This window comes from Hydrogenophaga sp. T2 (assembly GCF_049843535.1).
GTDB classification, from domain to species: domain Bacteria; phylum Pseudomonadota; class Gammaproteobacteria; order Burkholderiales; family Burkholderiaceae_C; genus Hydrogenophaga; species Hydrogenophaga crocea.
In genome coordinates, this window is record NZ_JBBHZJ010000007.1 from 18,257 (window position 1) to 42,665 (window position 24,409).

Consider the following 24,409-nt stretch of genomic DNA (forward strand, 5'->3'; position numbering starts at 1 on the left):
GGAGGAGCGGGGTGTGCCGGCGGGTCGAACGCCAGGGAGCGTTGAATGACACTGCCACCGATCGTCCCCGTCGAGGCCGGCTTGCGCCTGGAGCGCCCGGTGCTGCTGGTGGTGGTGGACACCGAAGAAGAATTCGACTGGTCCAAGCCCTTTGACCGCAATGCCCGTACCACGGGCTCGATCGCCGAACAGGGGCGGGCGCACGAGGTGTTTGCCCGGTATGGCGTGCAGCCGACCTACGTGGTCAACCACGCCGTGGCCGTGTCGCGCGAGGTGGCCACGCTGCGCGGGCTGGTGGAGCAGGGCCTGGCCGGCTTCGGCACGCACTGCCACCCCTGGATCACGCCGCCGCACGAAGAGGCGGTCACCAATTTCAACTCCTTCCACGGCAATCTGCCGCCCGCGCTCGAGGCCGCCAAGCTGCGTTCGAGCACCGAGGCCGTGGCGCAGGCCTTCGGCGCCGCGCCGCGTGTGTTCAAGGCCGGCCGTTACGGCCTGGGGCCCAAGACCTTCGACAGCCTGCTCGAACTCGGTTACTGCGTGGACTGCAGCTTCGTGCCCGACACCACGTTCGCACACAGCCACGGCCCCGACTACCTGGGCATGCCCGCCGAGCCCTTTTTCACCGATGCCTCGCGCCGCCTGCTCGAAGTGCCGCTCACGGTGGGTTATGGCGGCTGGGCCTGGCGCATGGGGCGGCGCCTGCCCGCGCTGTGGGATAGCCCGCTGATGCAGCGCCTGCACGTGCAGGGCAGCCTGAGCCGCCTCAATGCCCTGTGGCGCGCGCGCCTGAGCCCCGAAGGCTTCGACGCGCCGGTGCAGAAACGCCTGATCGACGCCATGCTCGCGCAAGGCCATCGGGTGTTCACGCTGACCTACCACTCGCCTTCGCTGGTGCCTGGCCACACGCCCTATGTGCGCACCGGCGCGGACCTGCGCGAATTCCTCGACCGCATCGACATCGTGCTGCGCCACTTCCGCGAGCGCGGCGGCGAGTTCTCCACGCCGCTCGCCTTGTGGGCGCGCGCCAGCGCGGCCGCCCCGGTCGCGGCCTGAGCGCCGCCCATGAAAAAGGCCGTCACCGCGGTCAGCGGTGACGGCCTTTGCCGTCCGGGTGGCGCTGGTTCTCAGCGCGGCACGATGGCGTACTGCGGTTCGGTGAGGAAGCCGGCCGAGCCGGTGTCGATGAGGGGCGTGAAGCCGACCCAGCGGGTGTAGGCGGCCGCGGCGTTGGCCACACCGGCGTTGGCGGCCGAGCCCAGCATGGCACGGGCCACGGCGGCGTAACCGGCGCCCCAGTCGGGGTAGCCCTCGACGGCCACACCGGCGCAGGAGCTGGGCGGCGCACCGTAGTTGAGCGTGTAGTAGTCGCGCCAGGTGGTCACGTAGGCTCCCGAGGCGTTCTTCACGTTGAGCCAGTAGCCCGGCGCCTTGGCCGTGCAGAAGCCCTGCGACTCGGCCATGAAGCGATCGACCTGCATGCGCGCGATGTTGGTCAGCGCCGTGGTGGCCGGCGCCTCGCCGTTCTCGCTGAGCCAGCTCAGCACGATGGTCATGAAGTCGCTCTCGTACGACGGCGACTGGTCGTTGTTGTACTGCGAGACCACGGCCCCCATGGGCGAGATCCAGGGCGCGGTGAACTTGCCGTAGGTGTCGGCGAACCAGCTGAGGTTGTTGTTGAAGATGGTGCGGTAGTACGCCTTCTTCGGGTGCGCGTCGGGCAGCGCGAAGGCCACCTCGGCCATCGAGCGCAGGCCCCAGGACTGCCCGCGCACCTGCTCGGCCTTGATGATGCCCTTGCCGCCATCGCGGTAGTACGGGTCGGCCGCGGCGATGTTCCAGCCGGCCCAGAACATGGCCTCCTCGAGGTAGAACGCGTCGCCCGTGACCAGGTACGGGATGTAGGAGAACGAGCCCTGGTGCGCGCCATCGGGTTCCCAGATGGTCGAGCCGATGCCCGCCGGAACCGCCGGGCTGGAGGTGCCGTACTTCAGGCTGAGGTTGGCGTTGGCGCCGTCGATGCTCACCGGGTGGCCGGTGTTCTCGTCGCGGTAGTGGATGGGCACGCCCGCGGCGGCGTCGGCGTTGGCCAGCATGGAGGCGCGGGCGCGGTCGTCCTGGGTGATCAGGTACAGCGCGGTCCAGCGCGGCACGGGCGCGATCTCCGGGCGCCCGCCGGTGCCGGGGAAGTTGGTGTCCAGCAGCGCCGGCTGCATCGGGCCGGTCTGGGCGCTGGCCAGGTACTTGGCTTCGTTGGCCAGCGTGGTCTCGGGGATCTTGAGCCCGAGGTTGTAGTTCCACGTCGCCCGCGAGGCCAGGAAGTAGGGCATGTGGTGGCGCACCCGGGCATTGGGGTTGACGCCGCCGCTCCAGACCACCTTGTGCCAGCGCGCATGGTGGTAGTGGGTGAAGCTGGGCTGGCTCAGCAGCGTGCTGCCGTTGGCCGTGACGTTGAGCGAGTAGGTGATGTTGGAGGGGCTGGCCGTGAAGGTGCGGGTGTTCTCCATCACCACGTCGGTGCGGAAACGCGTGCCGTTGTCGTAGAGCCGGGTGTGCAGCCGCGCCACCAGGTGCGGGTGGGCGGTGCCGTTGGCGCGCATCATGGGCGCGACCACGGTGAACTCGCTGGCCACGGGGCCGTGGAGGCGGCGGTTGCTGCCCGAGGCAATCTGCTGCACGAGCTGGGCCTGGGGGTCGGCGGTGAGCACGCTGCCGTCGGACAGCGTGGCGGTGACCTTGAGGTTCCAGTTGGGCGCGGCCGGCAGCGTCACGCTGGGCGCGGTCTTGGCGGCCGTGTAGAAGTTGACAATGCGCGGGGTGTTGGCCGCCAGGTTGTTGAGCTGCGCGCTGAGCACGGCAAAGCGCACCGAGCCGTCGCTGTGGGTGGAAATCTCGTCGGCCTGCAGCGGCACGGTGTTGCCCGCGGCGTCGCGCGCCACCAGGCCCTGCGTGTTGGACCAGTCACCGCGGCGGAAGGGCTGACCGAAGGTCACGGGCACGCTGGTCTGTGCGCTGCCTGCGGACACCTCAACGCAGGTGATGGCACCCGTGGCACAGGCCAGGCCGCCAGGACCGGTGGCGGGTGCCGGTGCCGGTGCCGGTGCCGGAGCAGGCGCGGGAGCCGGGGCAGGCGCGGGGGCCGGCGCAGGTGCGGGGGCCGGCGCAGGTGCGGGGGCCGGCGCAGGTGCGGGGGCCGGCGCAGGTGCGGGGGCCGGCGCAGGTGCGGGGGCCGGCGCAGGTGCGGGGGCCGGGGCAGGCGCGGGGGCCGGGGCAGGTGCGGGAGCCGGGGCAGGTGCGGGAGCCGGGGCAGGTGCGGGAGCCGGCGCAGGTGCGGGAGCCGGCGCAGGTGCGGGAGCCGGCGCAGGTGCCGTCGTCCGCGGCCGCCAATTCGGGTAGCGGCGCAGCCGTTCCGCGGCGTCCATCGTTTCGATATCGGCGGGATAAACCTCGGTCGCCGATGCCGTGCTCTCGAGGGCCGGGGTGCTGCCACCTCCACCACCGCAGGCGCTCAGGGTCGCGGCCGCAAAGAGGGCGGCGAGCACCGCGCGGGCCGGCTGGGGGGTGCTCGTAATCAGTTCGGGTTGCATATGATCCAGAAACTCGACAAAAGGTTGATAAGCGATTCGGGTTCGAGGAGGCCTATCCGAAAAAGGTATTCAGGGGGCTTCCTATTGGCGAAGGGCTGTGACTGTTTTCACAACCGGGCGGCCTTCCTCCCATTTCTCGGCTGCACTGTGGCGGACTTTACGGTTGACGATTTCGTGAAAAGCCGCACAAAGGACAAGCTGTTTTCGGCGAACGATGTGCGGAAATTCGCGCTGTTGGGCGGTCAGCGGCCACAGACGAACGGTAAATTGCTTACGAATAGACACAAATGGGGGCAACCGCCACGCTTGTGCGGGGAAATCCAGTGAAGGGAGATGGAAGGTTCGACGGGATGGACCGGCGGCAAAAACCGGACAAAATCACGCGTCTGGATTATTGACCGCCAAAATTCAGCGGCCGGCCTGGCAGGCGGGTAAGAATTTGCAAGCCGAATGGCCAATCAATGCCCGGCAAGGGCAATTGTCACAAAATGTCGGAAAAGCGTGACAAGCCTATTTAAGATCAATTCAATGCGCCCGCAATGGCAATTTCCGAACGCCGAATGCGGTGAAAGTCGGTCTCGGCAAATGCAGGAATCCCCGCATTGGCAGTAGTGGGCTGCGCCCGCCATTGCAATGCACGGGCGAGTGCCGGATCGAAGAACTCGGCGAGCCGGGCATCGAGCTGGCGGTCGACCCGGCTGCCGTCGCGCACCCACACCCCGGCGTCCGAGAGGTTGGCCCGCAGCCGCACGCCGGAGCCGTTGCGGGCGCCGATGCCCGCGGTATTGACCAGCGTGTTGTGCAGCAGCTGGATGTCCTGCGCGCGGTTGGCGTCGAGCCCGACGTCATTGCAATGGGCCACGATGTTGTTGGCGGCCAGGCCGCCGCGGTGCTCGTGCGCGGCGCAGCGCTCGCTGCGGCAGGCGCCCGGGTCGGTGCCGCCGCCGCCGAAGGAAATGCCCACGCGCACGCCCGGCTGCGAAATGCCGCTGGGTGTGCAGACCACCAGGTTGCGCTCGAAGCGCGCGTCTTCGCTCGCGCCTTTGGCGAACAGGCCGTACGAGACCTGGTTGCCATAGGCCTTCACGAGGCCGGCCACGAGGTTGTCCTGGATGCGCCAATGGCTGGCCCCGACGAGGTCGAACATGACCACCGGCTTGTCGGTTTGCCGAGGCCCGCTGTTGACCAGGGTGTTCTGCGCCAGCAGCCCGTGGTCGGGCCAGTCGCCGTCCCAGCCGTTGACCTTGATGGCCGCGTTGAAGTCGCGGATGCGGTTGTTGCGGATGACCACGTGGTGGCCGCGCCCGACCACATGGAAGGCGTGTTCACAGTCGTCGTGGCGCGGGCACACGCCGCGGATGTCGAGGTTCTCGAAGCGCCAGTGGGCCTTGTCCACCAGCACGCCCTCGACCTGCCCGAACGCGAACCACACGGTGCCCGGGCGCTCCGCGCGCAGCGCGATGGGCGCCAGGGCCGTGCCGTCCTGGCCCAGGCGCAGCTTGGTCTCGAAGGGGTAGAGGCCGGGCGCGACCACGATGTCGGTGCCGGGCGTGGCCTGCAGCAAGGCTTCGCGAATGGCCTGCGGGCTGTCCACCCGCCGGGTCTGCACGAGCCCGGCGGGCCGAGGCGCCGGCTCGCTGCGCTGGCCTTTGCCCAGATCGGGCAACACGCCCGCCGGGGGCTCGACTTCCAGGCGCCGCTGCGCGGCCTGCAGGGCGGGGAGCAGCACGGCCTCGAGCCGGGTGTGCCCTTGCAGCCGCCGCTGCAGGTGGCGCAGCGCGTCGTTGGGGCTGCGCTCGCCGAGCTGCGCGCGCCATTGGCGGCCGGTGTCGCTGGCCCAGAGCCAGGCCGCAGCGGCCAGCAGACCCAGCGCGCCGAGACCGAGCAGCGCGATGAACACCTGGAACAGGAATTTCTTCATGGAATACCCCCCAGGCGTGTACCTTGGTTGTCAATTTGCGCCGCTATCATGCGCCGTCCCCGAGGAAGAGGGATGACGCAAAGGAAACACGGAACATGAAAGTCACGGTGGTGGGTACGGGGTATGTGGGCCTGGTCAGCGGTGCCTGCCTGGCCGAGGTGGGCAATGACGTGCTGTGCCTCGATGTGAATCCCGAGAAGATCCGCATTCTGGAGTCGGGCGGCATCCCGATCTACGAACCCGGGCTCAAGGAAATGGTGGCGCGCAACGTGGCCGCTGGCCGCCTGCACTTCACCACCGACGTGGCGCGCGCCGTCAACCACGGCACCATCCAGTTCATCGCCGTGGGCACGCCGCCCGACGAAGACGGTTCGGCCGACATGCAGTACGTGCTGGCCGCCGCGCGCAACATCGGCCGCCTCATGACCGACTACAAGGTGGTGGTCGACAAGAGCACGGTGCCCGTGGGCACGGCCGACAAGGTCAAGGCCGCGATCGCCGACGAGCTCGCTCAGCGCGGCGTGGACACGCCTTTCGCGGTGGTGTCCAACCCGGAATTCCTCAAGGAAGGCGCGGCCGTCGACGACTTCATGCGCCCCGACCGCATCGTGGTGGGCGGCAGCGACGAGCAGGCCATCTTCCTCATGCGCGCGCTCTACGCCCCGTTCCAGCGCAACCACGAGCGCCTGGTGGTGACCGACGTGCGCAGCGCCGAGCTCATCAAATACGCGGCCAACGCCATGCTGGCCACGCGCATCAGCTTCATGAACGAGCTGGCCAACCTGGCCGAGAAGCTGGGCGCCGACATCGAGATGGTGCGCCAGGGCATCGGCTCCGACCCGCGCATCGGCTACCACTTCCTGTACCCCGGCGCGGGCTACGGCGGCTCCTGCTTCCCCAAAGACGTGAAAGCCCTGATCCAGACCGCGGCCACCGACGCGAACCTGGAGCTCAAGGTGCTCAAGGCGGTCGAGGCCGCCAACGACGCGCAAAAGCAGGTGCTTGCGAAAAAGCTCAAGCAGCGCCTGGGCGAGAACCTGCAGGGCCGCCACATCGCGCTCTGGGGCCTGGCCTTCAAGCCCAACACCGACGACATGCGCGAAGCGCCGAGCCTGAGCTTCATCCACGAGGTGCTGGCCGCCGGCGCCACCGTGACCGCCTACGACCCGGCCGCGATGGAGGAAACCCAGCGCGTCCTCAAGGGCGTGCAAGGCCTGAGCTACGCCAAGTCGCCCAACGAAACCCTGGAAGGTGCGGACGCGCTGGTCATCGTGACCGAGTGGAAGGAGTTCCGCAGCCCGGACTTCGACCTCATCAAGCAGCGCCTGAAGCAGCCGCTGATCGTGGACGGCCGCAACCTCTACGACCCGGCCTTCGTGCGCCGCATGGGCTTCGACTACCTGCCGATCGGGCGCTGAAACCGCCCGCCGGGGCTCACACCCAGCCCATCGCCCCCAGCAAGCCCCCCGCACCCAGCAGCCACAGCAGGTGGATGCGGGTGCGCCACACGAGCAACACCGCCGCGGCGGTGAGCAGCCACAGCCGCCAGTCTCGCGCCGGCTCGTTGTGGGCGGCCGTGAGCAGCCAGCCCGTGGCGATCAGCAGCGCCACCACGATGGGCGCCATGCCGGCCTTGAAGGCGCGCACCGCGCGGCGTTCGCGGTTGTGGTGCGCCCAGCGCGTGGCCGTGTAGGTGAGCACCGAAGACGGCAGCAGGATGGCCAGCATGGTGGTGCACACGCCGAACAGGCCCAGCGCCCAGGCCCACCCGCCGCCCTGCGGGCCGCCGCCCGCGTTCAGGCCGATGTTGAAACCCAGCAGCGCGATGAACAGCACGTTGGGGCCGGGCGCGGCCTGCGAGAGTGCGATCGAGGCGGTGAACTGTGCGTCGCTGAGCCAGCCGTGCTGTGTCACGAGGTAGCGGTGCATGTCGGGTGCGACCGTGATCGCGCCGCCCACCGCCAGCAGCGAGAGCGTGAGGAAGTGCAGGAACAGGTCGAACCAGTCGACGGCGATCGGCAACGTGTTCATGCGGTGCTCCGTGCGGCCAGCCGGCGCCAGGCCCAGCCGCAGGCCAGCGGGCCCAGCGCCAGCAGCACCCAGGCCAACGGCCATCGCAACAGCCCCACGCCGGCAAAGCTCGCGGCCGCGAAGGCGAGGCAGGCCCCCATGCCCATGGCGTTGTTGCGCAGGGCCGCCACGAGCTTGATGCCGGTGGCCGCGATCATGCCCGCGGCCACCGCGCCCATGCCGCGCAAGGCGCCCTGTACGGCGGGTGCGTGCGCGAGCTGGGTGTAGAGCACGGCCATCACGAGCAGCAGGGCCAGCGGCGCGAGCAGCATGCCCGCCACCGCCACCAGCGCACCCGACAGGCCGAAGTGGCGGCCGCCGATCATCATGGCCAGGTTCACCACGTTGGGGCCCGGCATGATCTGCGCCACCGCCCAGTCCTCGACGAACTGCTCGCGCGTGAGCCATTGGCGCTTTTCGACCAGCTCGCGCTGCACCACGGCGAGCACGCCGCCGAAGCCCTGCAGGGCGAGCCAGGTAAAGGCGGTGAACAGCTCGCGGCGCGAGCGCGGGCTGGCGGGGGCAGCCTCGGTTGCGGGTTCGGGTTCGGGCATCACACCGACATGCCGCCGCTGACCTCGATCACGGCGCCGTTGACGTAGCTCGCGTCGTCGCTCGCAAGGAAGGCATAAACGCTGGCGATTTCCTCGGGTCGGCCCAGGCGGCGCAGCGGCACGCGCTGCTGCATCTCGGCGATCACCTTGTCGGGGATGGTGCCGAGGATGGGCGTTTCGATGAAGCCGGGCGCGACCGCGTTCACGCGCACGCCCTTGGGCCCGAGTTCGCGGGCCCAGGTCTTGGTGAAACCGATCACGCCGAACTTGCTGGCGGCGTAGTTGGTCTGGCCGTAGTTGCCGTAGATGCCCACCACCGACGAGGCGTTGAGGATCACGCCCGAACCCTGCTGCACCATGGCGTCGGCCACGCGCTGGGCGCAATGGAACACGCCGCGCAGGTTGACGTCGATGACGCGATCGAATTGCTCGAGCGTCATTTTCTGCAGGCGCGCGTCCTGGGTGATGCCGGCGTTGTTCACCAGCACGTCGATGCGGCCGTGGCGCGCGAGCACCTCGTCCACCACGGCGTCCACACGCGCGCGGTCGGTGACGTCGAGCGCATGGCCCTCGGCCCGCGCGCCCAGCGCCTGGCAGCGCCGCACGGCCTCGGCCACGGGCTCGGGCTTGAGGTCGGCGAGGATCACGATCGCGCCTTCGCGCGCAAAGGTTTCGGCGGTGGCCAGGCCGATGCCCTGGGCGGCGCCGGTGATGAGACAGACCTTGTTGTGCAGACGGGACATGGGCGACGAAGCAGCGAAAGGAACGATCAGGGTTGGGGCGCGAAGCGGCGGATGGCGTCGCGCGCGGCGCCATCGAGCAGAAAGCCCTGGCCGAAGCGGCGCGCGAGATCATCGCAGCGTTTTTCGAATGCATCGATGCCCTGGCCATAGACGAACTGCAAGGCGCCGCCGGTCCAGGCCGGAAAACCGATGCCGAAGATCGAGCCGATGTTGGCGTCGTGCGCCGTGGTGAGCACGCCTTCGGCCAGGCAGCGCACGGTCTCCACCGACTGGCGGTAGAGCAGCCGGTCCTTCACGTCCTGCAGCGACCAATCGAGCGTGGGGTCTTCGAACAGGCCCTTGAGCTCGGGCCACAGGTGCTTGCGCTGGCCCGGCGGGTAGTCGTAGAAGCCGCCACCGGCGTGCCGGCCCGCGCGCCGCAGCGTCTTCACCATGCGCTCCACCAGCAGCTCGCCCGAGCCCGGCTCGTACACCTTGCCTTCGGCCTTGTAATCGGCGCGGGTCTGGTCGAGCACGTGCACCGCGAGCGAGAGCGCGGTTTCGTCGAGCACCGCGAGCGGGCCCACGGGCATGCCGGCCTGCACCGCCGCGTTCTCGATCACCGGCGCCGGCACACCTTCGCCGAGCATGGTCGCGCCTTCCATCACAAAGGTGCCGAAGGTGCGGCTGGTGTAGAAGCCGCGCGAGTCGTTCACCACGATGGGCAGCTTGCCCAGGGCCTGCACGTAGTCGTAGGCGCGCGCGATGGTCTCGTCGTCGGTCTTCTGGCCGCGGATGATCTCCACCAGCTGCATCTTGTCGACCGGGCTGAAGAAGTGGATGCCGACGAATTTCTCGGGCCGCGCCACCGCCTTGGCCAGACCCGTGATGGGCAGGGTGGAGGTGTTGCTGGCCATGAAGCCGCCGGGCGCGAGCTGGGCCTCGGCCTCGCGCGTGACCTGCGCCTTCACGTCGCGGTTCTCGGTCACGGCCTCGATGATGAGCTCGCAGCCCTGCAGGTCCTTGGCGTGATCGGTGGGCGTGATGCGCGCCAGCAGCGCCTGCTGCGCGACCACGCTCATCTGGCCTTTGTCCACGCGCGGCTGCGTCACGCGCAGGCTGTAGGCGCGGCCCAGCTCGGCGTTCTCCAGGCTCACGTCTTCGAGCACGGTGTCGATGCCACGGCTGGCCTGGGCGTAGGCAATGCCCGCGCCCATCATGCCCGCGCCCAGGATGCCGACCTTGCGGGGCTTGAACCGGGGCACGTCGGCGGGGCGCGAGCTGCCGCCCTTGACCGCGTTCAGGTGGAAGAAGAAGGCCGTGATCATGTTGCGCGCCACCGGGCTCACGATGAGCTGGGCGAGGTAGCGGCTTTCGATGCGCAGCGCGGTGTCGTAGTCGACCATCGCGCCTTCGACCATGGCCGCGAGCGCGGCCTCGGGCGCGGGATAGAGGCCGCGCGTCTTCTGCTTGAGCACCGCGGGCGCCACGCTGAGCATGCCCGCGATCTTGGGGTTGGCGGGCGTGCCGCCGGGCATCTTGTAGCCCTTGGCGTCCCAGGGGTGCTGGGCGCTCGCGTGGGTGGCGATGTAGGCCTCGGCTGCGGCGCGTAGCGTGGTGGCGTCGGGCGCGAGCTCGTGCACCAGGCCGAGCTCGAGCGCCTCGCGCGGGTTGAACAGCCGGCTCTCGAGGATGTAGGGCTGCGCGCCCTGCAGGCCGAGCAGGCGCGTCATCTTGGTGATGCCGGTGGCGCCCGGGATCAGGCCCAGCGTGATCTCGGGCAGACCGAGCTGGATGCGCGGGTTGTCGAGCGCGATGCGGTGGTGGCCCACCAGCGCCACCTCCCAGCCGCCGCCGAGCGCAGCGCCGTTGATGCAGCTCACCACGGGCACGCCCAGGGTTTCGAGGGTGCGGAAGTTCTTCTTGAGCTGCTCGATCTCGGCGAAGACGCGCGGCGCGTCGGCCGCCTGCAGCTTGAGCGTGGCCTTGAGGTCGGCGCCCGCGAAGAAGGTGCTCTTGTTCGACGCGAGGATGATGCCTTTGATGAGCGCCTTGTCGCGCACCACCAGGCCGGTCACGGTGCTCATGTCGCGCTGCCAGTCGGCGCACATGGTGTTCACCGGCGAGCCGGGCTCGTCGAAGGTGATGGTGGCGACGCCTTGGTGCAGTTCGTACTGGATGGTCTTCATGCGTTCAAACCCGCTCGATGATGGTCGCGATGCCCATGCCCCCGCCCACGCACAGCGTGGCCAGGCCGCGCTTGAGGTTGCGGCGCTCGAGTTCGTCGAGCAGGGTGCCCAGGATCATGGCGCCCGTGGCGCCCAGCGGATGGCCGAGCGCGATCGCGCCGCCATTGACGTTGACCTTCTCGTGCGGCACGCCCATCTCACGCATGAACTTCATGGGCACCGCGGCGAAGGCCTCGTTGACCTCGAACAGGTCGATGTCGTCGACCGTGAGGCCCGCCTTGGCCAGGGCCTTGCGCGATGCGGGCATGGGGCCGGTGAGCATGATGGTCGGGTCGGCGCCCGACAGCGCCACCGACACGATGCGTGCGCGCGGCGTGAGTCCGTGGGCCTTGGCCGCGGCCTCGTTGCCGATCAGCACGGCGGCCGCACCGTCGACGATGCCCGAGGAATTGCCCGCGTGGTGCACGTGCTCGATGCGCTCGACCTGCGGGTAGCGCTGCAAGGCCACGGCGTCGAAGCCCATGGCGCCGAGCTGCTCGAACGCGGGCTTGAGCGCGGCCAGGCCTTCCAGCGTGGTGTGCGGCTTGATGAACTCGTCTTCGCCGAGCAGGGTCTGGCCGAGCATGTCCTGCACCGGCACCACCGAGCGCTGGAAGCGGCCTTCGCTGCGCGCGGCGGCCGCGCGCTGCTGCGAGGCGAGGGCGTAGGCATCGACGTCCTCGCGCGTGAAACCTTCGAGCGTGGCGATCAGGTCGGCGCCAATGCCCTGGGGCACGAACAGCGTGGCGCTGTTGGTGGCCGGGTCCTGCGCCCAGGCGCCGCCGTCGGAGCCGATGGGCACTCGGCTCATGCTCTCCACGCCGCCGGCCACCACCAGGTCTTCCCAGCCGCTGGCCACCTTCATGGCCGCGGTGTTCACCGCCTCCAGCCCCGACGCGCAGAAGCGGTTGAGCTGCACGCCGGCGCAGCGCCAGTCCCAGCCGGCCTTGAGCGCTGCCACCTTGGCGATCACCGAGCCCTGCTCGCCGATGGGCGAGACCACGCCCATCACCACGTCGTCGACCGCGCCGGTGTCGAACCCCTGCCGGCGCTGCAGCGCGTCCAGTGTGCCGGCGAGCAGGTCGACCGGCTTGACCTCGTGCAGGCTGCCGTCTTTCTTGCCCTTGCCCCGGGGCGTGCGGATGGCGTCGAAGATGAATGCCGCTTCACTCATGTGCGTGTCTCCTCGGTGATCACCGAAAACCCGGGCCAGTATAGACTTTTGCCAAGCAACTGCTTGCTAAAAATCCCATCGGGCGTCCACTTGGAGACATCATGATCGAACGCAGCCTCTTCCATGCCGACCACGCCGCCTTCGCGGACAGCTTCCAGCGATTCGTGGACAAGGAAATCGCCCCCTTCCACGAGGCCTGGGAGGAGCAGGGCTACGTGGACCGCGAGGTCTGGCGCAAGGCCGGCGAAAACGGCTTTCTCTGCACCACCATGCCCGAGGCCTACGGCGGCTCGGGCGTGGACAAGCTCTATGCCGTGGCCCAGATGGAGGCGCTGGCCCGCGGCGGCTTCAGCGGCATCGGCTTCGGCCTGCACAGCGAGATCGTGGCGCCCTACCTCCTGCACTACGGCACCGAGGCGCAAAAGCGGCACTACCTGCCGCGCCTGGCCACGGGCGAGATGGTGGGCGCGATCGCCATGAGCGAGCCCGCCGCAGGCAGCGACCTGCAGGGCATCAAGACCACGGCCCTGGTGCAGCCCGATGGCAGTTACCGGCTCAATGGCAGCAAGACCTTCATCACCAACGGCTGGCACGCCGACCTCGTGATCGTGGTGGCCAAGACCGATCCGGCCGCGGGCGCCAAGGGCACCACGTTGCTGCTGGTCGAGCGCGGCATGCCCGGCTTCGAGAAGGGCAAACGCCTGAAGAAGCTGGGGCTGAAGGCGCAGGACACGGCCGAGCTGTTCTTCAACAACGTGCACGTGCCGGCCGAGAACGTGCTCGGCGGGCCCGATTTCGTGGGCCGCGGCTTCGTCTGTCTGATGGAGCAGCTGCCCTGGGAGCGGCTGCAGATCGCCATCGGCGCGGTGGCCGCGGCGCAGGCCGCGATCGACTGGACCGTGCAGTACGTGAAAGACCGCAAGGCCTTCGGCAGCACGGTGGGCGCGTTCCAGAACACCCGCTACACCCTGGCCGAACTGCAGACCGAGGTGCAGGTGGCGCGTGTGTTCGTGGACAAGTGCTGCGAGCTGATTGTCGAAGACAAGCTCGACTCGGCCACCGCGAGCATGGCCAAGTACTGGTGCAGCGACCTGCAGTGCAAGGTGATGGACGAATGCGTGCAGCTGCACGGCGGCTACGGCTACATGTGGGAATACCCCATCACCCGCGCCTACGCCGACGCGCGCGTGCAGCGCATCTACGGCGGCACCAACGAGATCATGAAAGAGCTGATTTCGCGCCAGATGGGCCTGGGGGCGCGCTGAGGGCTTGCGGGGTTCAGCCCGCGCGGGCCGGCAGCCACACGGTGGCGGCGGGCACGCCGGGCTCGGCCGGTTCGTGGTCGGCCACGAGCCAGGCGCGCGTGCCGGCGCTGGCGGCCGTTGCGGCGTCGGCCAGGCAGCCGCGCAGGAAGCGGATCGAGGGCGTGTCGAGCGCGGCGAAGGGCTGGTCGATCAGCGTCACGGGCGCGCCCGAGGCCAGCGCTGCGCACAGCCACAGCTTGCGCCGGCTGCCCGTGGACAGCATGTAGAGCGGCTTGTGCAGGTGCTCGTCGAGCCCGAAACCATCCACGCAGTCGGCCAGCAGGTCTTCGTCGAGCGCGGGCCAGTGGCGGGCCGCGGCTTCGAGGTAGCCGGCACCGGGCATGGCATCGTGCTCGGTGCTGCGCGGGTCGACCCAGAACACCTGGCGCCGGTAGCCGTCCGGGTCGCGGGCGCGGTCGGTGCCGGCGGCTTCAAAACGGCCGGCCTGCGGCGCGAGTGCGCCCGCGATCAGGGCCAGCAGCGTGGTCTTGCCCACGCCCTCGTCACCACACACCCAGGTCAGGCCCGGGCCCGCCTGCAGCGAAAAGCCGTCGAACAGCGGCGCGGCGCCGGGCCAGGCGAAATGCAGTTGCTCCACGCAGAGCAGCGGGCGGGATGCGGCCATGGGCTCAGTAGGTCAGGCGCAGGCGCTGGCCCTGGTGGTTGATGACCGCGGCGCGCGGGCCGATGGTCTCGAGCTTGAGGCCGGGCGCGATGTCCTGGCCTTCCTGCAGCACCTTGCCGTCGACGATGAGCATGCGCAGCGCGGGATTGCTGGCGTAGGTGGCGCCGCTGACCTTCAGCGCGGGCAGGCCCGCGCGCGCGGGCTCGGGCAGGTCGGCCACGCGGGGCAGGGCCTCGTCGGCCGGCGCGGGGCCGGCGGCGGCGGGTTTGGCCGCGGGGGCGGGCGCGGGCGTGGACGCCGCGGCGGGAGAGGGGGCGGGGGCCGTCGCGCGAGCGGGCGGAGGCGGCGGAGGCGGCGCGAGGATGGGCTGTACCGGCTGTACCGGTGCGGGTGGGGCCGATGGGGCCGGTGGGGTCGGCAAAACAGGCGGGGCCGGGGGTGGGGGCGCAGTGGCCACCGCCGGTGCGGGCGCCGGCGCAGGGGCCTGGGCCGTCACCGGCGCGCTGCCACGGCCGAACCACCACCCGGCGGCCACGGCCAGCAACGCGAGCAGCGCGATCAGCCACAGCGCCAGCCGCCACGGCCGACGCGCACCGCGGCCCTCGCCCGAGCGCGCCGCGTCGCCTGTGCGCGTGGGCGGTACCTGGGTGTGCAGGCCGGGCACGCGGCCGCGTTCGCGCTCCGCGTCGGCGCGCCGCAAGGCATCGAGGATGTAGGACATGGCGTGGCCTCAGGATCGCGGCAACAGCCGGGGCTCGTCCACGCCGCTGGCCAGGTTGAGCTGCATGAAGGTGACGGGGCCCGCCGGGCCGCCGGCGTCGATGCCCTGGGCACGCTGGAAGCTCGCGAGCCGCGCCGCGGGTTCGTCGCGCGAGGCCGGCACCCGGCCCTGCGCCTGCAGCGCGGCGATGCGCTCGGCCAGCCAGGCCCCGGCGGGGCCGCTGCGGCCGTCGATCAGCCGCGTGGTCTGGCCCGGGGGCAGGCGCCACAGCGTGGCGTAGTCGCCCTGCCAGCGTTCGGCGAGTTCGGTGAGCGGCACGCGCCAGCGCTGCTCGCCGCGGCCGAGCACGGCGCTGTCGCCGTTCAGGGCGGTGAGCAGCAGGCGACCGCTCGCGCCATCGGGCAGGCGCAGCTGCAGCACGCCGGGGCGGTTGAGCTGGCGCAGGCCGTGCACGGTCATGCGGTCGGTGCGGTAGCACTGCAGGCCTGCGCCGATGGCCTGGGCGCAAGGGTCGTTGCCCGTGAGGCTCGCGCCCCACAGCGGTGCGATGGCGCGCCAGGCCTCGGTGTCGCTCGCGATGAGCGCGGACGCGGGCGGCCAGGCCAGGGGCAGCTCGACCTCGGCCGACGCGGCCGCGCGCGCCTCGACCGGCGAGGCCGCGGGGCCGGCGGCGGCCGTGGCCGTGGCCGGTGACGGCGCAGGCGCGGGCTGCACGGCGGCCGCCGGGACCGGCGCCGGGACGCGCTGCTGCAGCCAGAACCAGGCCACGGCCGCGGCCGTGGCCGCCCCCACCACGGCACCGGCCAGCGCGCCCGTGGCCAGCGCGCTCCAGCGAGCGCGCGCGGGGCGCTGCTGGGCGGCGCGGCGATCGGGCCGGCGCGGCCGCGACACGTCGTCGAACACCTCGGTGGCGGCCTTGTCGACCGTGGCGCGCTCCACGCGGTGCTGCTGCGAGGCGTAGGCGCCCAGCAGGGCGCGGTCGCACAGCAGGTTGATGCGACGCGGCACGCCGCGCGAGAGCTGGTGGATGCGCTCGATGGCCGCGGGGGCGAACGGCACCGGCCCCTTGAGGCCGGCCACCTGCAGGCGGTGCTGGATGTACTCGCGCGTCTCGGCGGGGTTGAGGGCTTCGAGGTGGTAGCGCGCGATCACGCGCTGTGCGAGTTGCTCGAGCTCGGGCCGCGCGACCACATCACGCAGCTCGGGCTGCCCGATCAGCACGATCTGCAGCAGTTTGCGTTCGCTGGTTTCGAGGTTGGTGAGCAGGCGCAGTTGCTCGAGCACGTGCGGCGTGAGGTTCTGCGCCTCGTCGATGATGAGCAGGTTGCGCTCGCCGCGCGCGTGGCTGGCCAGAAGGTATTCGTTGAGCGGGTCGAGGTGGTCCTTGACCGTGGCCGGGCCCATGCCCTCGTGCCGCACCTCGACGTTGAACTCGCGGCAGATGGTGCGCAGCAGGTCGCCCACCGTGAGCTTGGGATTGAAGATGTAGGCCACCCGGCAGTTCTCGGGCACCTGCTCGAGAAAGCAGCGGCAGATGGTGGTCTTGCCGGCGCCGATCTCGCCGCTGAGCAGCACGAAGCCGCCGCCGCCGCGGATGCCGTACAGCAGGTGAGCGAGCGCCTCGCGGTGGCGCTCGCTCATGAAGAGGTAACGCGGGTCGGGCGCGATCGAGAAGGGCTCGCGCTCGAGCCCGAAGAACTCGGCATACATGGCCCCGAGCATACCGGGGCCGGCGGGCCTTGCGCCAGCGCGTCAGGCCCGCGCCGCGCTCACGCCGCCAGCGCCATGGACGGCTTGCTGCCCGCGGCCTGCGTGGCCTTGCCCGTGGCCGCGGCCGCGCATTCGACGTCGCCCGAGAGCTGGCCGCCTTCCTCGATCACGACCTTGCCGTAGCGGATGCGGCCCGTGACCTTGCCGGTGGCGTGGATCACGAGCTTCTGGCGCACCGTGAGGTTGCCGTCGATGGTGCCGTGCACCTCGGCCACGTCGACCTCGGCCGAGCCCTTGAACGCCCCCTGCTGCGCGATCTGGATCACGCGCGAGTCCATCGTGGCCTCCACCGTGCCTTCGACGAACAGCGTGTCGCAGTCCTGGATCTCGACGCCCTTGAGCTTGATGTTCGGGCCGACGATGAGCTTGCTGCCACCTTCGGGCGTGGCCGTGGCGGTGCTCGCGGCCGGCTGGCTGGCCGCCGGGGCCTGCGGTTCGGGACTGGACGGGGACGTGGCGGTGCTGCCGTAGGCGCCGGGGGTGGGGCGCGGGCTGGCCATGCCGGAACCCAGCGGACGGGCTTGCTCGTTGTCGCGTTTGCCGAACTGCAGTGCCATGTGACTCTCCTTGGTGTGATGGTGCGGGATGCGAGAGCCGCCATGCTAGGCAGCACAGGCCTTACATCCGGGACGGTTCCGTAAGACCTGTGTCCAGATGAACAGGGGTCAGCCGCGCGGCGGCCGGCGCGACTCCATTTCGCGGATCAGCGCGCGCGCCTCATCGCCCTCGGGGATGGGCTGGCCGCTGTCGCGCCACTGCACCGCGGCCTTGAAGCCCTGTTCCTGGGCATAGCGGCGGAACCACAGGCCCTCGGGGTTGTGGCGCGTGATGCCGTCGAACACGGTGGCCATCTGCTGCGATTGTTCGAGGCCCATGGTGAGCATCACCTGGTTGACCACCAGCTTGTGCATGGCCAGGTGCGACGAGGGCACGCCCGCGATGCGTTCGGCCAGCGCCATCGTGCGCGCGTCGAGCTGGTCGGCGGGCACGGCCTCGTTGGCCAGGCCCCAGGCGAGTGCGGTGCGGCCGTCGATCACGTCGCCCGTGAACATGAGCTGCTTGGCGCGCGCCGGGCCGAGCCGATAGGTCCACATGGCGGTGGTGGGACAGCCCCACACGCGCGTGGGCATGTAGCCGATGCGCGCGTCATCGGCCATCACCAGCAGGTCACAGCACAGCGCAATATCGCTGCCGCCGGCCACGGCCGCGCCGTGCACCTTGGCGATGGTGGGCTTGGCGCTGCGCCACAGGCTCATGAAGTCCTCGGTGTTGCGCTTCATCACGGCGTAGTCGGCCATCGGGTCCCAGGGGTGTCGTTCCTGCTGGCAGGGGTGGTCGATCTCGCCCTGGCCGTAGTGCACCAGGTCGTAGCCGCCGCAGAAGCCCTTGCCCGCGCCTTCCACCACGATCACGTGCACGGCCGGGTCGGCGTTGGCCCATTCCACCGCGGCGCGGATGTCGGCCGGCGTGCGGTCGGTGATCGCGTTGTAGTGCTCGGGGCGGTTGAGCAGCAGCCGCGCCACGCGCGGGTTCTGCGGGTCGTGGTCGATGCGCAGGGTGTCGAAAACGGGCATGGGGGTCTCCAGGTGTGGGTCGCAATGGGGTCGGTCCATCGTATCGACGGGTGGTGCGCCGGTGGGCATGGGAATCCCTATATAGTTGCGCCCGCAACCAATTCGGAACCATGAACCCGACCCTTCCCGAACACATTCCCGTGGCCATCGCCGGCGGCGGCCCGGTGGGCCTCACGCTGGCGGCGCTGCTCTCGCGCCAGGGCATCGCCTGCGTGGTGATCGAAGCCGACGAGGCCTATTGCACCGGCAGCCGGGCCATCTGCATCTCGCGCCGCTCGCAGGAGATCCTGGGCTGGGTCGGGGCCGATGCGCCGCTGGTGGGCAAGGGCCTGGGCTGGGTCGGCGGGCGCAGCCACTTCCGCGAGACCGAGGTGCTGCACTTCCAGATGCCCAGCGAGCCCACGCAGCGCTTCGCGCCCATGGTCAACATCCAGCAGTTCTACGTCGAGGCCTACGCGCACCAGGCCATGGGCGAGGGCGGCGCGGTATTCTGGAACCACCGCGTGCGCGCGGTGCAGCCGCAGGCCGACGGCGTGGACCTCACGATCGACACGCCCGCCGGCGAGCGCCGGCTGCGCGCCGACTGGCTCGTGGCCTGCGACGGCGGCCGCAGCACGGTGCGCGAGCAAATGGGCCTGCAGCTCGAAGGCACCCAGTACGAGGGCCGCTACGTGATCGTGGACATCCGCCAGAAGACGCGCCGCGCAGTGGAGCGCCTGGCCTGGTTCGACCCGCCGTCCAACCCCGGCTCGACCATCCTCATGCACCGCCAGCCCGACGAGGTCTGGCGCATCGACTACCAGATCCGCGACGACGAAGACCCGGCCGAAGCCGTCAAGCCCGAGAACGTGCTGCCGCGCGTGCAGAGCCACCTGCAGATGATCGGCGAGACCGAGCCCTGGGAGCCGCTGTGGATCTCGATCTACAACGCCAAGTGCCTCACGCTGCCGCGCTACCGCTATGGGCGCGTGTGCTTCGCGGGCGACGCCGCGCACCTGGTGCCGATCTTCGGCGTGCGCGGGCTCAACTCGGGCCTGGACGACGCGGGCAACCTCGCGTGGAAGCTCGCGCGCGTGGTGCGCGGCCAGTCGCCCGAGGCGCTGCTGGAGAGCTACAGCACCGAGCGCGTGCACGCCACGCACGAGAACCTTGCCTACGGCGCCAAGAGCACCGAGTTCATGGCGCCGCCCGATTTCGCCTTCCGCCTCATGCGCGAGGCCGCGCTGCGGCTCGCAGTCGACGACCCGCACGTGCGCGCGCTGATCAACCCGCGCCAATCGGCGCCCATCGCGTACACCGGCTCGGTGCTCAACGTGGCCGACGACGGCGCCTGGGCGAACAACGTCGCTGCGCCCGGCTCGCCCGCTCCCGAAGCGCTGCTGCGCGGCCCGCAGGGCGAGACCCACCTGAGCCGCCGCTACGGCCAGGGCTTCGTGTGCCTGGTGTTCGGCGGCGCCGCGCCGGCCCTGCCCGAGGGCGTGGAGGCGGTGTGCATCACGGCCGCCATGGACGTGCACGGCCAGGCCTGGCAGCGCCACGGCCTGCAAGGGCCCGACGAGGCCGCGCTGGTGCTGGTGCGCCCCGACGGCTACGTGATGGGCCGCTGGCACGGCCTCGATCCGCGCCCCGTGGCGCAGGCGCTCGCCACCACCGGAGTGTTCGCATGACCGATACCGACCTGGACACCAGCTACACCGCCCTGTGCAAGGCCCTGGGCGACGTGGGCGAGCCGCAGGCCCCGCTGATGCTCGCCATGCTCAGCCTGTCGCTGCTCGCGCGGCTGCCCGACGCCGCCGCGGCCCTGCCGCTGATCGAGCAGGCCCGCGTGCGCTGCCTGCAGGAGCCCCTGGCATGAAGCCCGCGCGGCCGCTGGGCGAGCAGCTCACCTGGCGGCTGCACCGCCTGGGCAAGCTCACCGACCGCGCCACTGCGCAGGCCTATGCCGACGAGCTCGGGCTGGGCGTGGCCGAGGGCCGTGCGCTCGCGGCCGTGGGCGCGTTCGGTCCGTTGTCGGTCAACGACCTTGCCGCGCACGCCCACCTCGACAAGGCCCAGGCCAGCCGCGCTGCGCAGATGCTGGTGGCACGCGAGCTGGTGCTCAAGAGCGCGAGCGACACCGACGCGCGGGCCGTGGTGCTCAGCCTGTCGCGCCGCGGGGCGCAGCTGCACCAGCGCGCCATGGCGCTGATCGAGCGCCGCAACCGCGAGATCATGGGCTGCCTGAGCGCGGCCGAGCGCAAGACGCTGCTGGAGATGATCGACCGCCTGATTGCCCATGCAGGGGCGGGCGGAAAAACACCTTGATACACCGTGCGCCGCTATAAACCGGCGCATGAAGATGAATCCCTTTGCTCCTTCCGATTTCGGCCCCGACAGCATCTCGGTGCAGGTGTCCGAACTGCTCGTGGCCACCGCCGACAACACCGACGAAGGCATCGACCGCTCGATCGGCGAGGTGCTCAAGCTGCTGCGCGAACGCATGGGCATGGACGTGGTGTTTGTCTCCGAGTTCGTCAATGGCGAGCGCGTGTTCCGCAAGGTCGACCAGGCCCCGGGCGTGAAGGTGATCGCGGAAGGCGAGGGCGCGCCACTCGAGCAGAGCTGGTGCCAGCGCGTGGTCGATGGCCGCCTGCCGCAGTACATCGCCGATGCGAAGAAGGAGCCCGCGGCCGCGCCCCTGCTCAAGGAGTTGCCGTTTCCCATCGGCACCCACCTGAGCACGCCGCTGGTGCTCGGCAACGGCGAGGTCTATGGCACCTTGTGCTGCTTCAGCTTCGAGCCCAACGGACACGTGAGCTTCGAGGACCTCACGCGGCTCAAGCTCACGGCCAAGCTGGCCGCGCAGCGCCTGGAAAGCCGCCGGCAGGCCCAGGCCAGCGCCCCGGCACCGGCGCGCCAGGCCGCCGGGGGCGTGCCCGACTGGCAGCTCAAGCCCAAGTGAGAGGGCCCACGGCTGCGCAAACAGGGGGCGGCCGGTAAAATCGCGCGTTTTGCGCGGCGCCCGCACGGCGCGCCTTTTGCGCCCATCGCGCCATGAACGCCCCCATCGACGTCTCCTTTTTCCACCGGCCCGCCAAGCCGCTGACCAGCTACCGCCCTTACTGGGCGAAGCGCTTCGGCACAGCGCCCTTCCTGCCCATGAGCCGGGCCGAGATGGACGCGCTCGGCTGGGACAGCTGCGACGTCATCCTCGTCACCGGCGACGCCTACGTCGACCACCCGAGCTTCGGCATGGCCGTGATCGGCCGCGTGCTCGAGGCCCAGGGTTTTCGCGTGGGCATCATCGCCCAGCCCGACTGGACCAGCGCCCAGGCCTTCAAGGCCCTGGGCAAGCCCAACCTGTTCTGGGGCGTGACCGCGGGCAACATGGACTCGATGATCAACCGGTACACCGCCGACCGGAAGATCCGCAGCGACGACGCCTACACGCCCGGCGACGTGGGCGGAAAGCGCCCCGACCGCGCGGCCATCGTCTACAGCCAGCGCTGCCGCGAGGCCTACAAGGACGTGCCCATCGTTCTCGGCGGCATCGAAGGCAGCCTGCGCCGCATCGCCCACTACGACTACTGGAGCGACAAGGTGCGCCGCTCCATCGTGGTCGACAGCAAGTGCGACCTGCTGCTCTATGGCAACGCCGAGCGCGCGCTGGTCGAGGTCGCGCACCGCCTGGCCGCGCGCACGCCGGTCGAGGCCATCACCGACGTGCGTGGCACCGCCTTCATCCGCCGCCCGGGCGACCCGAGCGCCGAGGGCTGGATCGAGATCGATTCCACCGAGGTCGATCAGCCCGGGCCGGTCGAAGCCCACCTCAACCCCTACATGACCACCAGCGAGGCGGCGCAGTCGCAGGGCCAGTCGTGCTCGAAAGACGAGTCGCCTGATGCGACGGCCTCGCCGCAAGGCGCGGCCGTGCAGCCGCTGACCTTCGTGCCCAACCCCGCGCTGCAGGGCAAGGGCAAACGCCCGCCGCGCGAGCGCACCGTGATCCGCCTGCCCAGCTACGAGCAGGTCAGGAGCGACCCGGTGCTCTACGCGCACGCCAACCGCGTGCTGCACGTGGAGGCCAACCCCGGCAACGCGCGCGCGCTGGTGCAGGCGCACGGCGAGGGCGCGACCGCGCGCGACGTGTGGATCAACCCGCCGCCCATTCCGCTCACCACGGCCGAGATGGACCACGTGTTCGACCTGCCGTACGCGCGCTCGCCGCACCCGTCCTACGCCGACGAGCACGGCCGCCACGACGGCGCGACCAAGATCCCCGCGTGGGAGATGATCCGCTTCAGCGTGAACATCATGCGCGGCTGCTTCGGCGGCTGCACCTTCTGCTCGATCACCGAGCACGAGGGCCGCATCATCCAGAGCCGCTCCGAAGACTCGATCATCCGCGAGCTCGAGGAGATGCGCGACAAGGTCGAGGGCTTCACCGGCGTGGTGAGCGACCTCGGCGGCCCCACGGCCAACATGTACCGCCTGGGCTGCCGCACGCCCGAGATCGAGGCCGCCTGCCGCAAGCCCAGTTGCGTCTACCCGGGCATCTGCCAGAACCTCACCACCGACCACGGCCCGCTGATCAAGATCTACCGCCGCGCACGCGCCTTGAAGGGCATCAAGAAGGTGCTGATCGGCTCGGGCCTGCGCTACGACCTCGCGGTGCAGAGCCCCGAGTACGTGAAGGAGCTGGTGCAGCACCACGTGGGCGGCTACCTCAAGATCGCGCCCGAGCACACCGAGAGCGGCCCGCTGTCGAAGATGATGAAGCCCGGCATCGGCAGCTACGACCGCTTCAAGCAGATGTTCGAGAAGTACAGCGAAGAGGCGGGCAAGAAGCAGTACCTCATCCCGTACTTCATCGCCGCGCACCCCGGCACCAGCGACGAGGACATGATGAACCTCGCGCTCTGGCTCAAGCGCAACGGTTTCCGCGCCGACCAGGTGCAGACCTTCTACCCCAGCCCCATGGCCACGGCCACGGCCATGTACCACTCGGGTCTGAACCCGCTCAAGGGCATCCACCGCGACATCGGACCGGGCGGTCGTTCCGAGCGCGTGGACATCGTGCGCGGGGAGAAGCGCCGCCGCCTGCACAAGGCCTTTCTGCGCTACCACGACCCGAACAACTGGCCGCTGCTGCGCGAGGCGCTCAAGGCGATGGGGCGCGCCGACCTCATCGGCAACGGCAAGCAACACCTGATCCCGACCTACCAGCCGCTCACCGACGGTGGTTACCAGAGCGCGCGGCGCAAGAACAGCACGCCGCCCGGCCAGGCGCGCGCGCCGGGGGCCGGGCAGCCGGTGGCCAAGGGCCGCCTGCTCACGCAGCACACCGGCCTGCCGCCGCGGGCGGGCACGGGCGGCGCGGCGCGCCGGCCCAAGCCGCGCTGAGCGCCGCGGCGCCGTGCAACGACCGGTCAGCGCCCGGCCAGCGGCCAGACCACCCAGAAGAACAGCGCGACCACGTTGAGCGCGGCGCTGGCGATGAAGACCCGCTGAAAAGCGGGCTCGTTCAGGCGGTGCTGCAGCGCATGCTGGGCCAGCCAGGCCGACGGCCAGCCGCCCAGCGCCGCCACCAGGTGCAGCAGCTCCGTCGGCACCGGCTCACCACCTTCCTTCTCCACGTACTGGTCGCGCCAGTGGAGGAAGAAGGCGGCGGCGTTCACGAGCACCACGCCCGTGAGCACCACCCAGGGAAAACGGCCGAAGGCGATGCCCAGCAGCCACAGCAACGACCAGCCGCCCAGCAGCGCCAGGGCCGTGATGGCCTGGCGCTTGCGGTCGCGCGCCTCGCGCCAGCGCTGCGCGGGCGAAGGACCGGTGGCCGCGAGCACCGGCTCGGGGGCCGGCTCGGCCGCCTCGCGGCGCAGCGGCGGCGGTGGCGGCAGGCGCACCGCCAGCGCGCGCGGCCCCTTGCCGCCCACCACGATTTCGTTGAACACCACCGGGGTGCCGGTTTCAACGGGGTGCGGCCCGTCGTAGTCGCCGATGTGGAAATACACCTCGGCCGGTGTGTCGGGGCTGCGGATGTGGCCGCAGGCCTGTGCGGGGTCCCAGCGGACGATGACGCCTTGCTTTTTCATGGCCGGTGAACGGGGGTATCTCGCGATTGTCCACCTCGGCCCACCCGCCGGGCCGCCGGAAAACCGCCGAAAAAGTGGCGTTTGT

21 protein-coding genes are annotated in these 24,409 nt (G+C 70.4%); 8 read left to right on the plus strand and 13 right to left on the minus strand.

Going from position 1 to position 24,409, the window contains the following annotated elements:
- Nucleotides 1-45 precede the first annotated feature (45 nt).
- Nucleotides 46-1,056, plus strand: coding sequence for a polysaccharide deacetylase family protein (locus WDZ95_RS16455; RefSeq protein ID WP_425779978.1), 1,011 nt, complete (start codon nt 46-48; stop codon nt 1,054-1,056).
- A 71-nt stretch (nt 1,057-1,127) separates the two neighbouring features.
- On the opposite strand, the gene WDZ95_RS16460 is transcribed toward WDZ95_RS16455, so the two are convergent.
- Nucleotides 1,128-3,026 (minus strand): hypothetical protein, encoded by a 1,899-nt coding sequence (locus WDZ95_RS16460; RefSeq protein WP_425779980.1) that lies wholly within the window; start codon nt 3,024-3,026, stop codon nt 1,128-1,130.
- Between the two features lie 1,081 nt (nt 3,027-4,107).
- Nucleotides 4,108-5,508, minus strand: a complete 1,401-nt coding sequence (locus WDZ95_RS16465; RefSeq protein ID WP_425779982.1) for a hypothetical protein — start codon at nt 5,506-5,508, stop codon at nt 4,108-4,110.
- Between the two features lie 95 nt (nt 5,509-5,603).
- Here WDZ95_RS16465 and WDZ95_RS16470 point away from each other — a divergent pair, with 95 nt between their 5' ends.
- Nucleotides 5,604-6,926, plus strand: coding sequence for a UDP-glucose dehydrogenase family protein (locus WDZ95_RS16470; RefSeq protein WP_425779984.1), 1,323 nt, complete (start codon nt 5,604-5,606; stop codon nt 6,924-6,926).
- A 16-nt stretch (nt 6,927-6,942) separates the two neighbouring features.
- On the opposite strand, the gene WDZ95_RS16475 is transcribed toward WDZ95_RS16470, so the two are convergent.
- Genes WDZ95_RS16475 through WDZ95_RS16495 form a run of 5 tightly spaced genes read right to left on the minus strand, consistent with a single transcriptional unit; the run spans nt 6,943 to nt 12,256 of the window.
- Nucleotides 6,943-7,539, minus strand: coding sequence for a chromate transporter (locus WDZ95_RS16475; RefSeq protein WP_425779986.1), 597 nt, complete (start codon nt 7,537-7,539; stop codon nt 6,943-6,945).
- Nucleotides 7,536-8,132 carry a chromate transporter gene (locus WDZ95_RS16480; protein ID WP_425779988.1) on the minus strand — a complete coding sequence of 199 codons (597 nt, stop codon included), beginning with the start codon at nt 8,130-8,132 and terminating at the stop codon, nt 7,536-7,538. The genes WDZ95_RS16475 and WDZ95_RS16480 overlap by 4 nt, the downstream gene beginning before the upstream one ends.
- The gene (gene fabG / locus WDZ95_RS16485; RefSeq protein WP_425779990.1) at nt 8,132-8,875 is read right to left on the minus strand and encodes a 3-oxoacyl-ACP reductase FabG; all 744 of its coding nucleotides are present in this window, start codon (nt 8,873-8,875) and stop codon (nt 8,132-8,134) included. The genes WDZ95_RS16480 and fabG overlap by 1 nt, the downstream gene beginning before the upstream one ends.
- 26 nt (nt 8,876-8,901) lie before the next feature.
- Nucleotides 8,902-11,043 (minus strand): 3-hydroxyacyl-CoA dehydrogenase NAD-binding domain-containing protein, encoded by a 2,142-nt coding sequence (locus tag WDZ95_RS16490; RefSeq protein WP_425779992.1) that lies wholly within the window; start codon nt 11,041-11,043, stop codon nt 8,902-8,904.
- A 4-nt stretch (nt 11,044-11,047) separates the two neighbouring features.
- Nucleotides 11,048-12,256 (minus strand): acetyl-CoA C-acetyltransferase, encoded by a 1,209-nt coding sequence (locus WDZ95_RS16495; RefSeq protein ID WP_425779994.1) that lies wholly within the window; start codon nt 12,254-12,256, stop codon nt 11,048-11,050.
- Nucleotides 12,257-12,357: 101 nt separating this feature from the next.
- Here WDZ95_RS16495 and WDZ95_RS16500 point away from each other — a divergent pair, with 101 nt between their 5' ends.
- Nucleotides 12,358-13,521, plus strand: a complete 1,164-nt coding sequence (locus tag WDZ95_RS16500; protein WP_425779996.1) for an acyl-CoA dehydrogenase family protein — start codon at nt 12,358-12,360, stop codon at nt 13,519-13,521.
- Nucleotides 13,522-13,534: 13 nt separating this feature from the next.
- Here the strand turns inward: WDZ95_RS16500 and WDZ95_RS16505 are convergent, their stop codons facing one another.
- The 5 genes from WDZ95_RS16505 to WDZ95_RS16525 all read right to left on the minus strand — a co-directional run bounded on the left by WDZ95_RS16505 (nt 13,535) and on the right by WDZ95_RS16525 (nt 18,250).
- On the minus strand, nt 13,535-14,185 hold the full coding sequence (locus tag WDZ95_RS16505) for an ABC transporter ATP-binding protein (RefSeq protein ID WP_425779998.1): 651 nt from the start codon (nt 14,183-14,185) through the stop codon (nt 13,535-13,537).
- A gap of 4 nt (nt 14,186-14,189) precedes the next feature.
- Nucleotides 14,190-14,906, minus strand: coding sequence for a general secretion pathway protein GspB (locus tag WDZ95_RS16510; RefSeq protein ID WP_425780000.1), 717 nt, complete (start codon nt 14,904-14,906; stop codon nt 14,190-14,192).
- A 9-nt stretch (nt 14,907-14,915) separates the two neighbouring features.
- On the minus strand, nt 14,916-16,616 hold the full coding sequence (locus WDZ95_RS16515) for an ExeA family protein (RefSeq protein ID WP_425780002.1): 1,701 nt from the start codon (nt 16,614-16,616) through the stop codon (nt 14,916-14,918).
- Between the two features lie 59 nt (nt 16,617-16,675).
- Nucleotides 16,676-17,233, minus strand: coding sequence for a bactofilin family protein (locus WDZ95_RS16520; RefSeq protein ID WP_425780004.1), 558 nt, complete (start codon nt 17,231-17,233; stop codon nt 16,676-16,678).
- Nucleotides 17,234-17,341: 108 nt separating this feature from the next.
- Nucleotides 17,342-18,250: a crotonase/enoyl-CoA hydratase family protein gene (locus WDZ95_RS16525; RefSeq protein WP_425780006.1), complete on the minus strand. Its 909-nt coding sequence runs from the start codon at nt 18,248-18,250 to the stop codon at nt 17,342-17,344.
- A 110-nt stretch (nt 18,251-18,360) separates the two neighbouring features.
- Here WDZ95_RS16525 and WDZ95_RS16530 point away from each other — a divergent pair, with 110 nt between their 5' ends.
- The 5 genes from WDZ95_RS16530 (at nt 18,361) to WDZ95_RS16550 (ending at nt 23,632) form a co-directional block, all read left to right on the plus strand.
- Nucleotides 18,361-19,917, plus strand: a complete 1,557-nt coding sequence (locus WDZ95_RS16530) for an FAD-dependent monooxygenase (protein WP_425780008.1) — start codon at nt 18,361-18,363, stop codon at nt 19,915-19,917.
- Nucleotides 19,914-20,105 (plus strand): hypothetical protein, encoded by a 192-nt coding sequence (locus tag WDZ95_RS16535; protein ID WP_166226474.1) that lies wholly within the window; start codon nt 19,914-19,916, stop codon nt 20,103-20,105. The genes WDZ95_RS16530 and WDZ95_RS16535 overlap by 4 nt, the downstream gene beginning before the upstream one ends.
- Entirely contained in the window at nt 20,102-20,554 is a 453-nt protein-coding gene (locus tag WDZ95_RS16540) for a MarR family winged helix-turn-helix transcriptional regulator (protein ID WP_166226476.1), read from the plus strand. Before WDZ95_RS16535 ends, WDZ95_RS16540 begins: the two co-directional genes overlap by 4 nt.
- Before the next feature lie 28 nt (nt 20,555-20,582).
- Nucleotides 20,583-21,191, plus strand: a complete 609-nt coding sequence (locus tag WDZ95_RS16545; RefSeq protein ID WP_287470357.1) for a GAF domain-containing protein — start codon at nt 20,583-20,585, stop codon at nt 21,189-21,191.
- Between the two features lie 92 nt (nt 21,192-21,283).
- A complete protein-coding gene (locus WDZ95_RS16550) occupies nt 21,284-23,632 on the plus strand; it encodes a YgiQ family radical SAM protein (RefSeq protein ID WP_425780011.1) in 2,349 nt (782 codons plus the stop codon).
- Nucleotides 23,633-23,658: 26 nt separating this feature from the next.
- Here WDZ95_RS16550 and WDZ95_RS16555 read toward each other — a convergent pair whose 3' ends face one another.
- Nucleotides 23,659-24,324: a DUF1294 domain-containing protein gene (locus tag WDZ95_RS16555; protein WP_287470354.1), complete on the minus strand. Its 666-nt coding sequence runs from the start codon at nt 24,322-24,324 to the stop codon at nt 23,659-23,661.
- Nucleotides 24,325-24,409 lie beyond the last annotated feature (85 nt).

Excerpts from the sequence above, each read along its gene's own strand:
- WDZ95_RS16470 (WP_425779984.1), top strand. The coding sequence starts at position 5,604 with ATGAAAGTCACGGTGGTGGGTACGGGGTATGTGGGCCTGGTCAGCGGT.
- WDZ95_RS16530 (WP_425780008.1), top strand. The coding sequence starts at position 18,361 with ATGAACCCGACCCTTCCCGAACACATTCCCGTGGCCATCGCCGGCGGC.
- WDZ95_RS16545 (WP_287470357.1), top strand. The coding sequence starts at position 20,583 with ATGAAGATGAATCCCTTTGCTCCTTCCGATTTCGGCCCCGACAGCATC.
- WDZ95_RS16495 (WP_425779994.1), bottom strand. The coding sequence starts at position 12,256 with ATGAGTGAAGCGGCATTCATCTTCGACGCCATCCGCACGCCCCGGGGC.
- WDZ95_RS16500 (WP_425779996.1), top strand. The coding sequence starts at position 12,358 with ATGATCGAACGCAGCCTCTTCCATGCCGACCACGCCGCCTTCGCGGAC.
- WDZ95_RS16515 (WP_425780002.1), bottom strand. The coding sequence starts at position 16,616 with ATGTATGCCGAGTTCTTCGGGCTCGAGCGCGAGCCCTTCTCGATCGCG.
- WDZ95_RS16510 (WP_425780000.1), bottom strand. The coding sequence starts at position 14,906 with ATGTCCTACATCCTCGATGCCTTGCGGCGCGCCGACGCGGAGCGCGAA.
- WDZ95_RS16490 (WP_425779992.1), bottom strand. The coding sequence starts at position 11,043 with ATGAAGACCATCCAGTACGAACTGCACCAAGGCGTCGCCACCATCACC.
- WDZ95_RS16480 (WP_425779988.1), bottom strand. The coding sequence starts at position 8,132 with ATGCCCGAACCCGAACCCGCAACCGAGGCTGCCCCCGCCAGCCCGCGC.
- WDZ95_RS16475 (WP_425779986.1), bottom strand. The coding sequence starts at position 7,539 with ATGAACACGTTGCCGATCGCCGTCGACTGGTTCGACCTGTTCCTGCAC.
- WDZ95_RS16550 (WP_425780011.1), top strand. The coding sequence starts at position 21,284 with ATGAACGCCCCCATCGACGTCTCCTTTTTCCACCGGCCCGCCAAGCCG.
- WDZ95_RS16555 (WP_287470354.1), bottom strand. The coding sequence starts at position 24,324 with ATGAAAAAGCAAGGCGTCATCGTCCGCTGGGACCCCGCACAGGCCTGC.
- WDZ95_RS16520 (WP_425780004.1), bottom strand. The coding sequence starts at position 17,233 with ATGGCACTGCAGTTCGGCAAACGCGACAACGAGCAAGCCCGTCCGCTG.
- WDZ95_RS16505 (WP_425779998.1), bottom strand. The coding sequence starts at position 14,185 with ATGGCCGCATCCCGCCCGCTGCTCTGCGTGGAGCAACTGCATTTCGCC.
- WDZ95_RS16525 (WP_425780006.1), bottom strand. The coding sequence starts at position 18,250 with ATGCCCGTTTTCGACACCCTGCGCATCGACCACGACCCGCAGAACCCG.
- fabG (WP_425779990.1), bottom strand. The coding sequence starts at position 8,875 with ATGTCCCGTCTGCACAACAAGGTCTGTCTCATCACCGGCGCCGCCCAG.
- WDZ95_RS16465 (WP_425779982.1), bottom strand. The coding sequence starts at position 5,508 with ATGAAGAAATTCCTGTTCCAGGTGTTCATCGCGCTGCTCGGTCTCGGC.
- WDZ95_RS16535 (WP_166226474.1), top strand. The coding sequence starts at position 19,914 with ATGACCGATACCGACCTGGACACCAGCTACACCGCCCTGTGCAAGGCC.
- WDZ95_RS16540 (WP_166226476.1), top strand. The coding sequence starts at position 20,102 with ATGAAGCCCGCGCGGCCGCTGGGCGAGCAGCTCACCTGGCGGCTGCAC.
- WDZ95_RS16455 (WP_425779978.1), top strand. The coding sequence starts at position 46 with ATGACACTGCCACCGATCGTCCCCGTCGAGGCCGGCTTGCGCCTGGAG.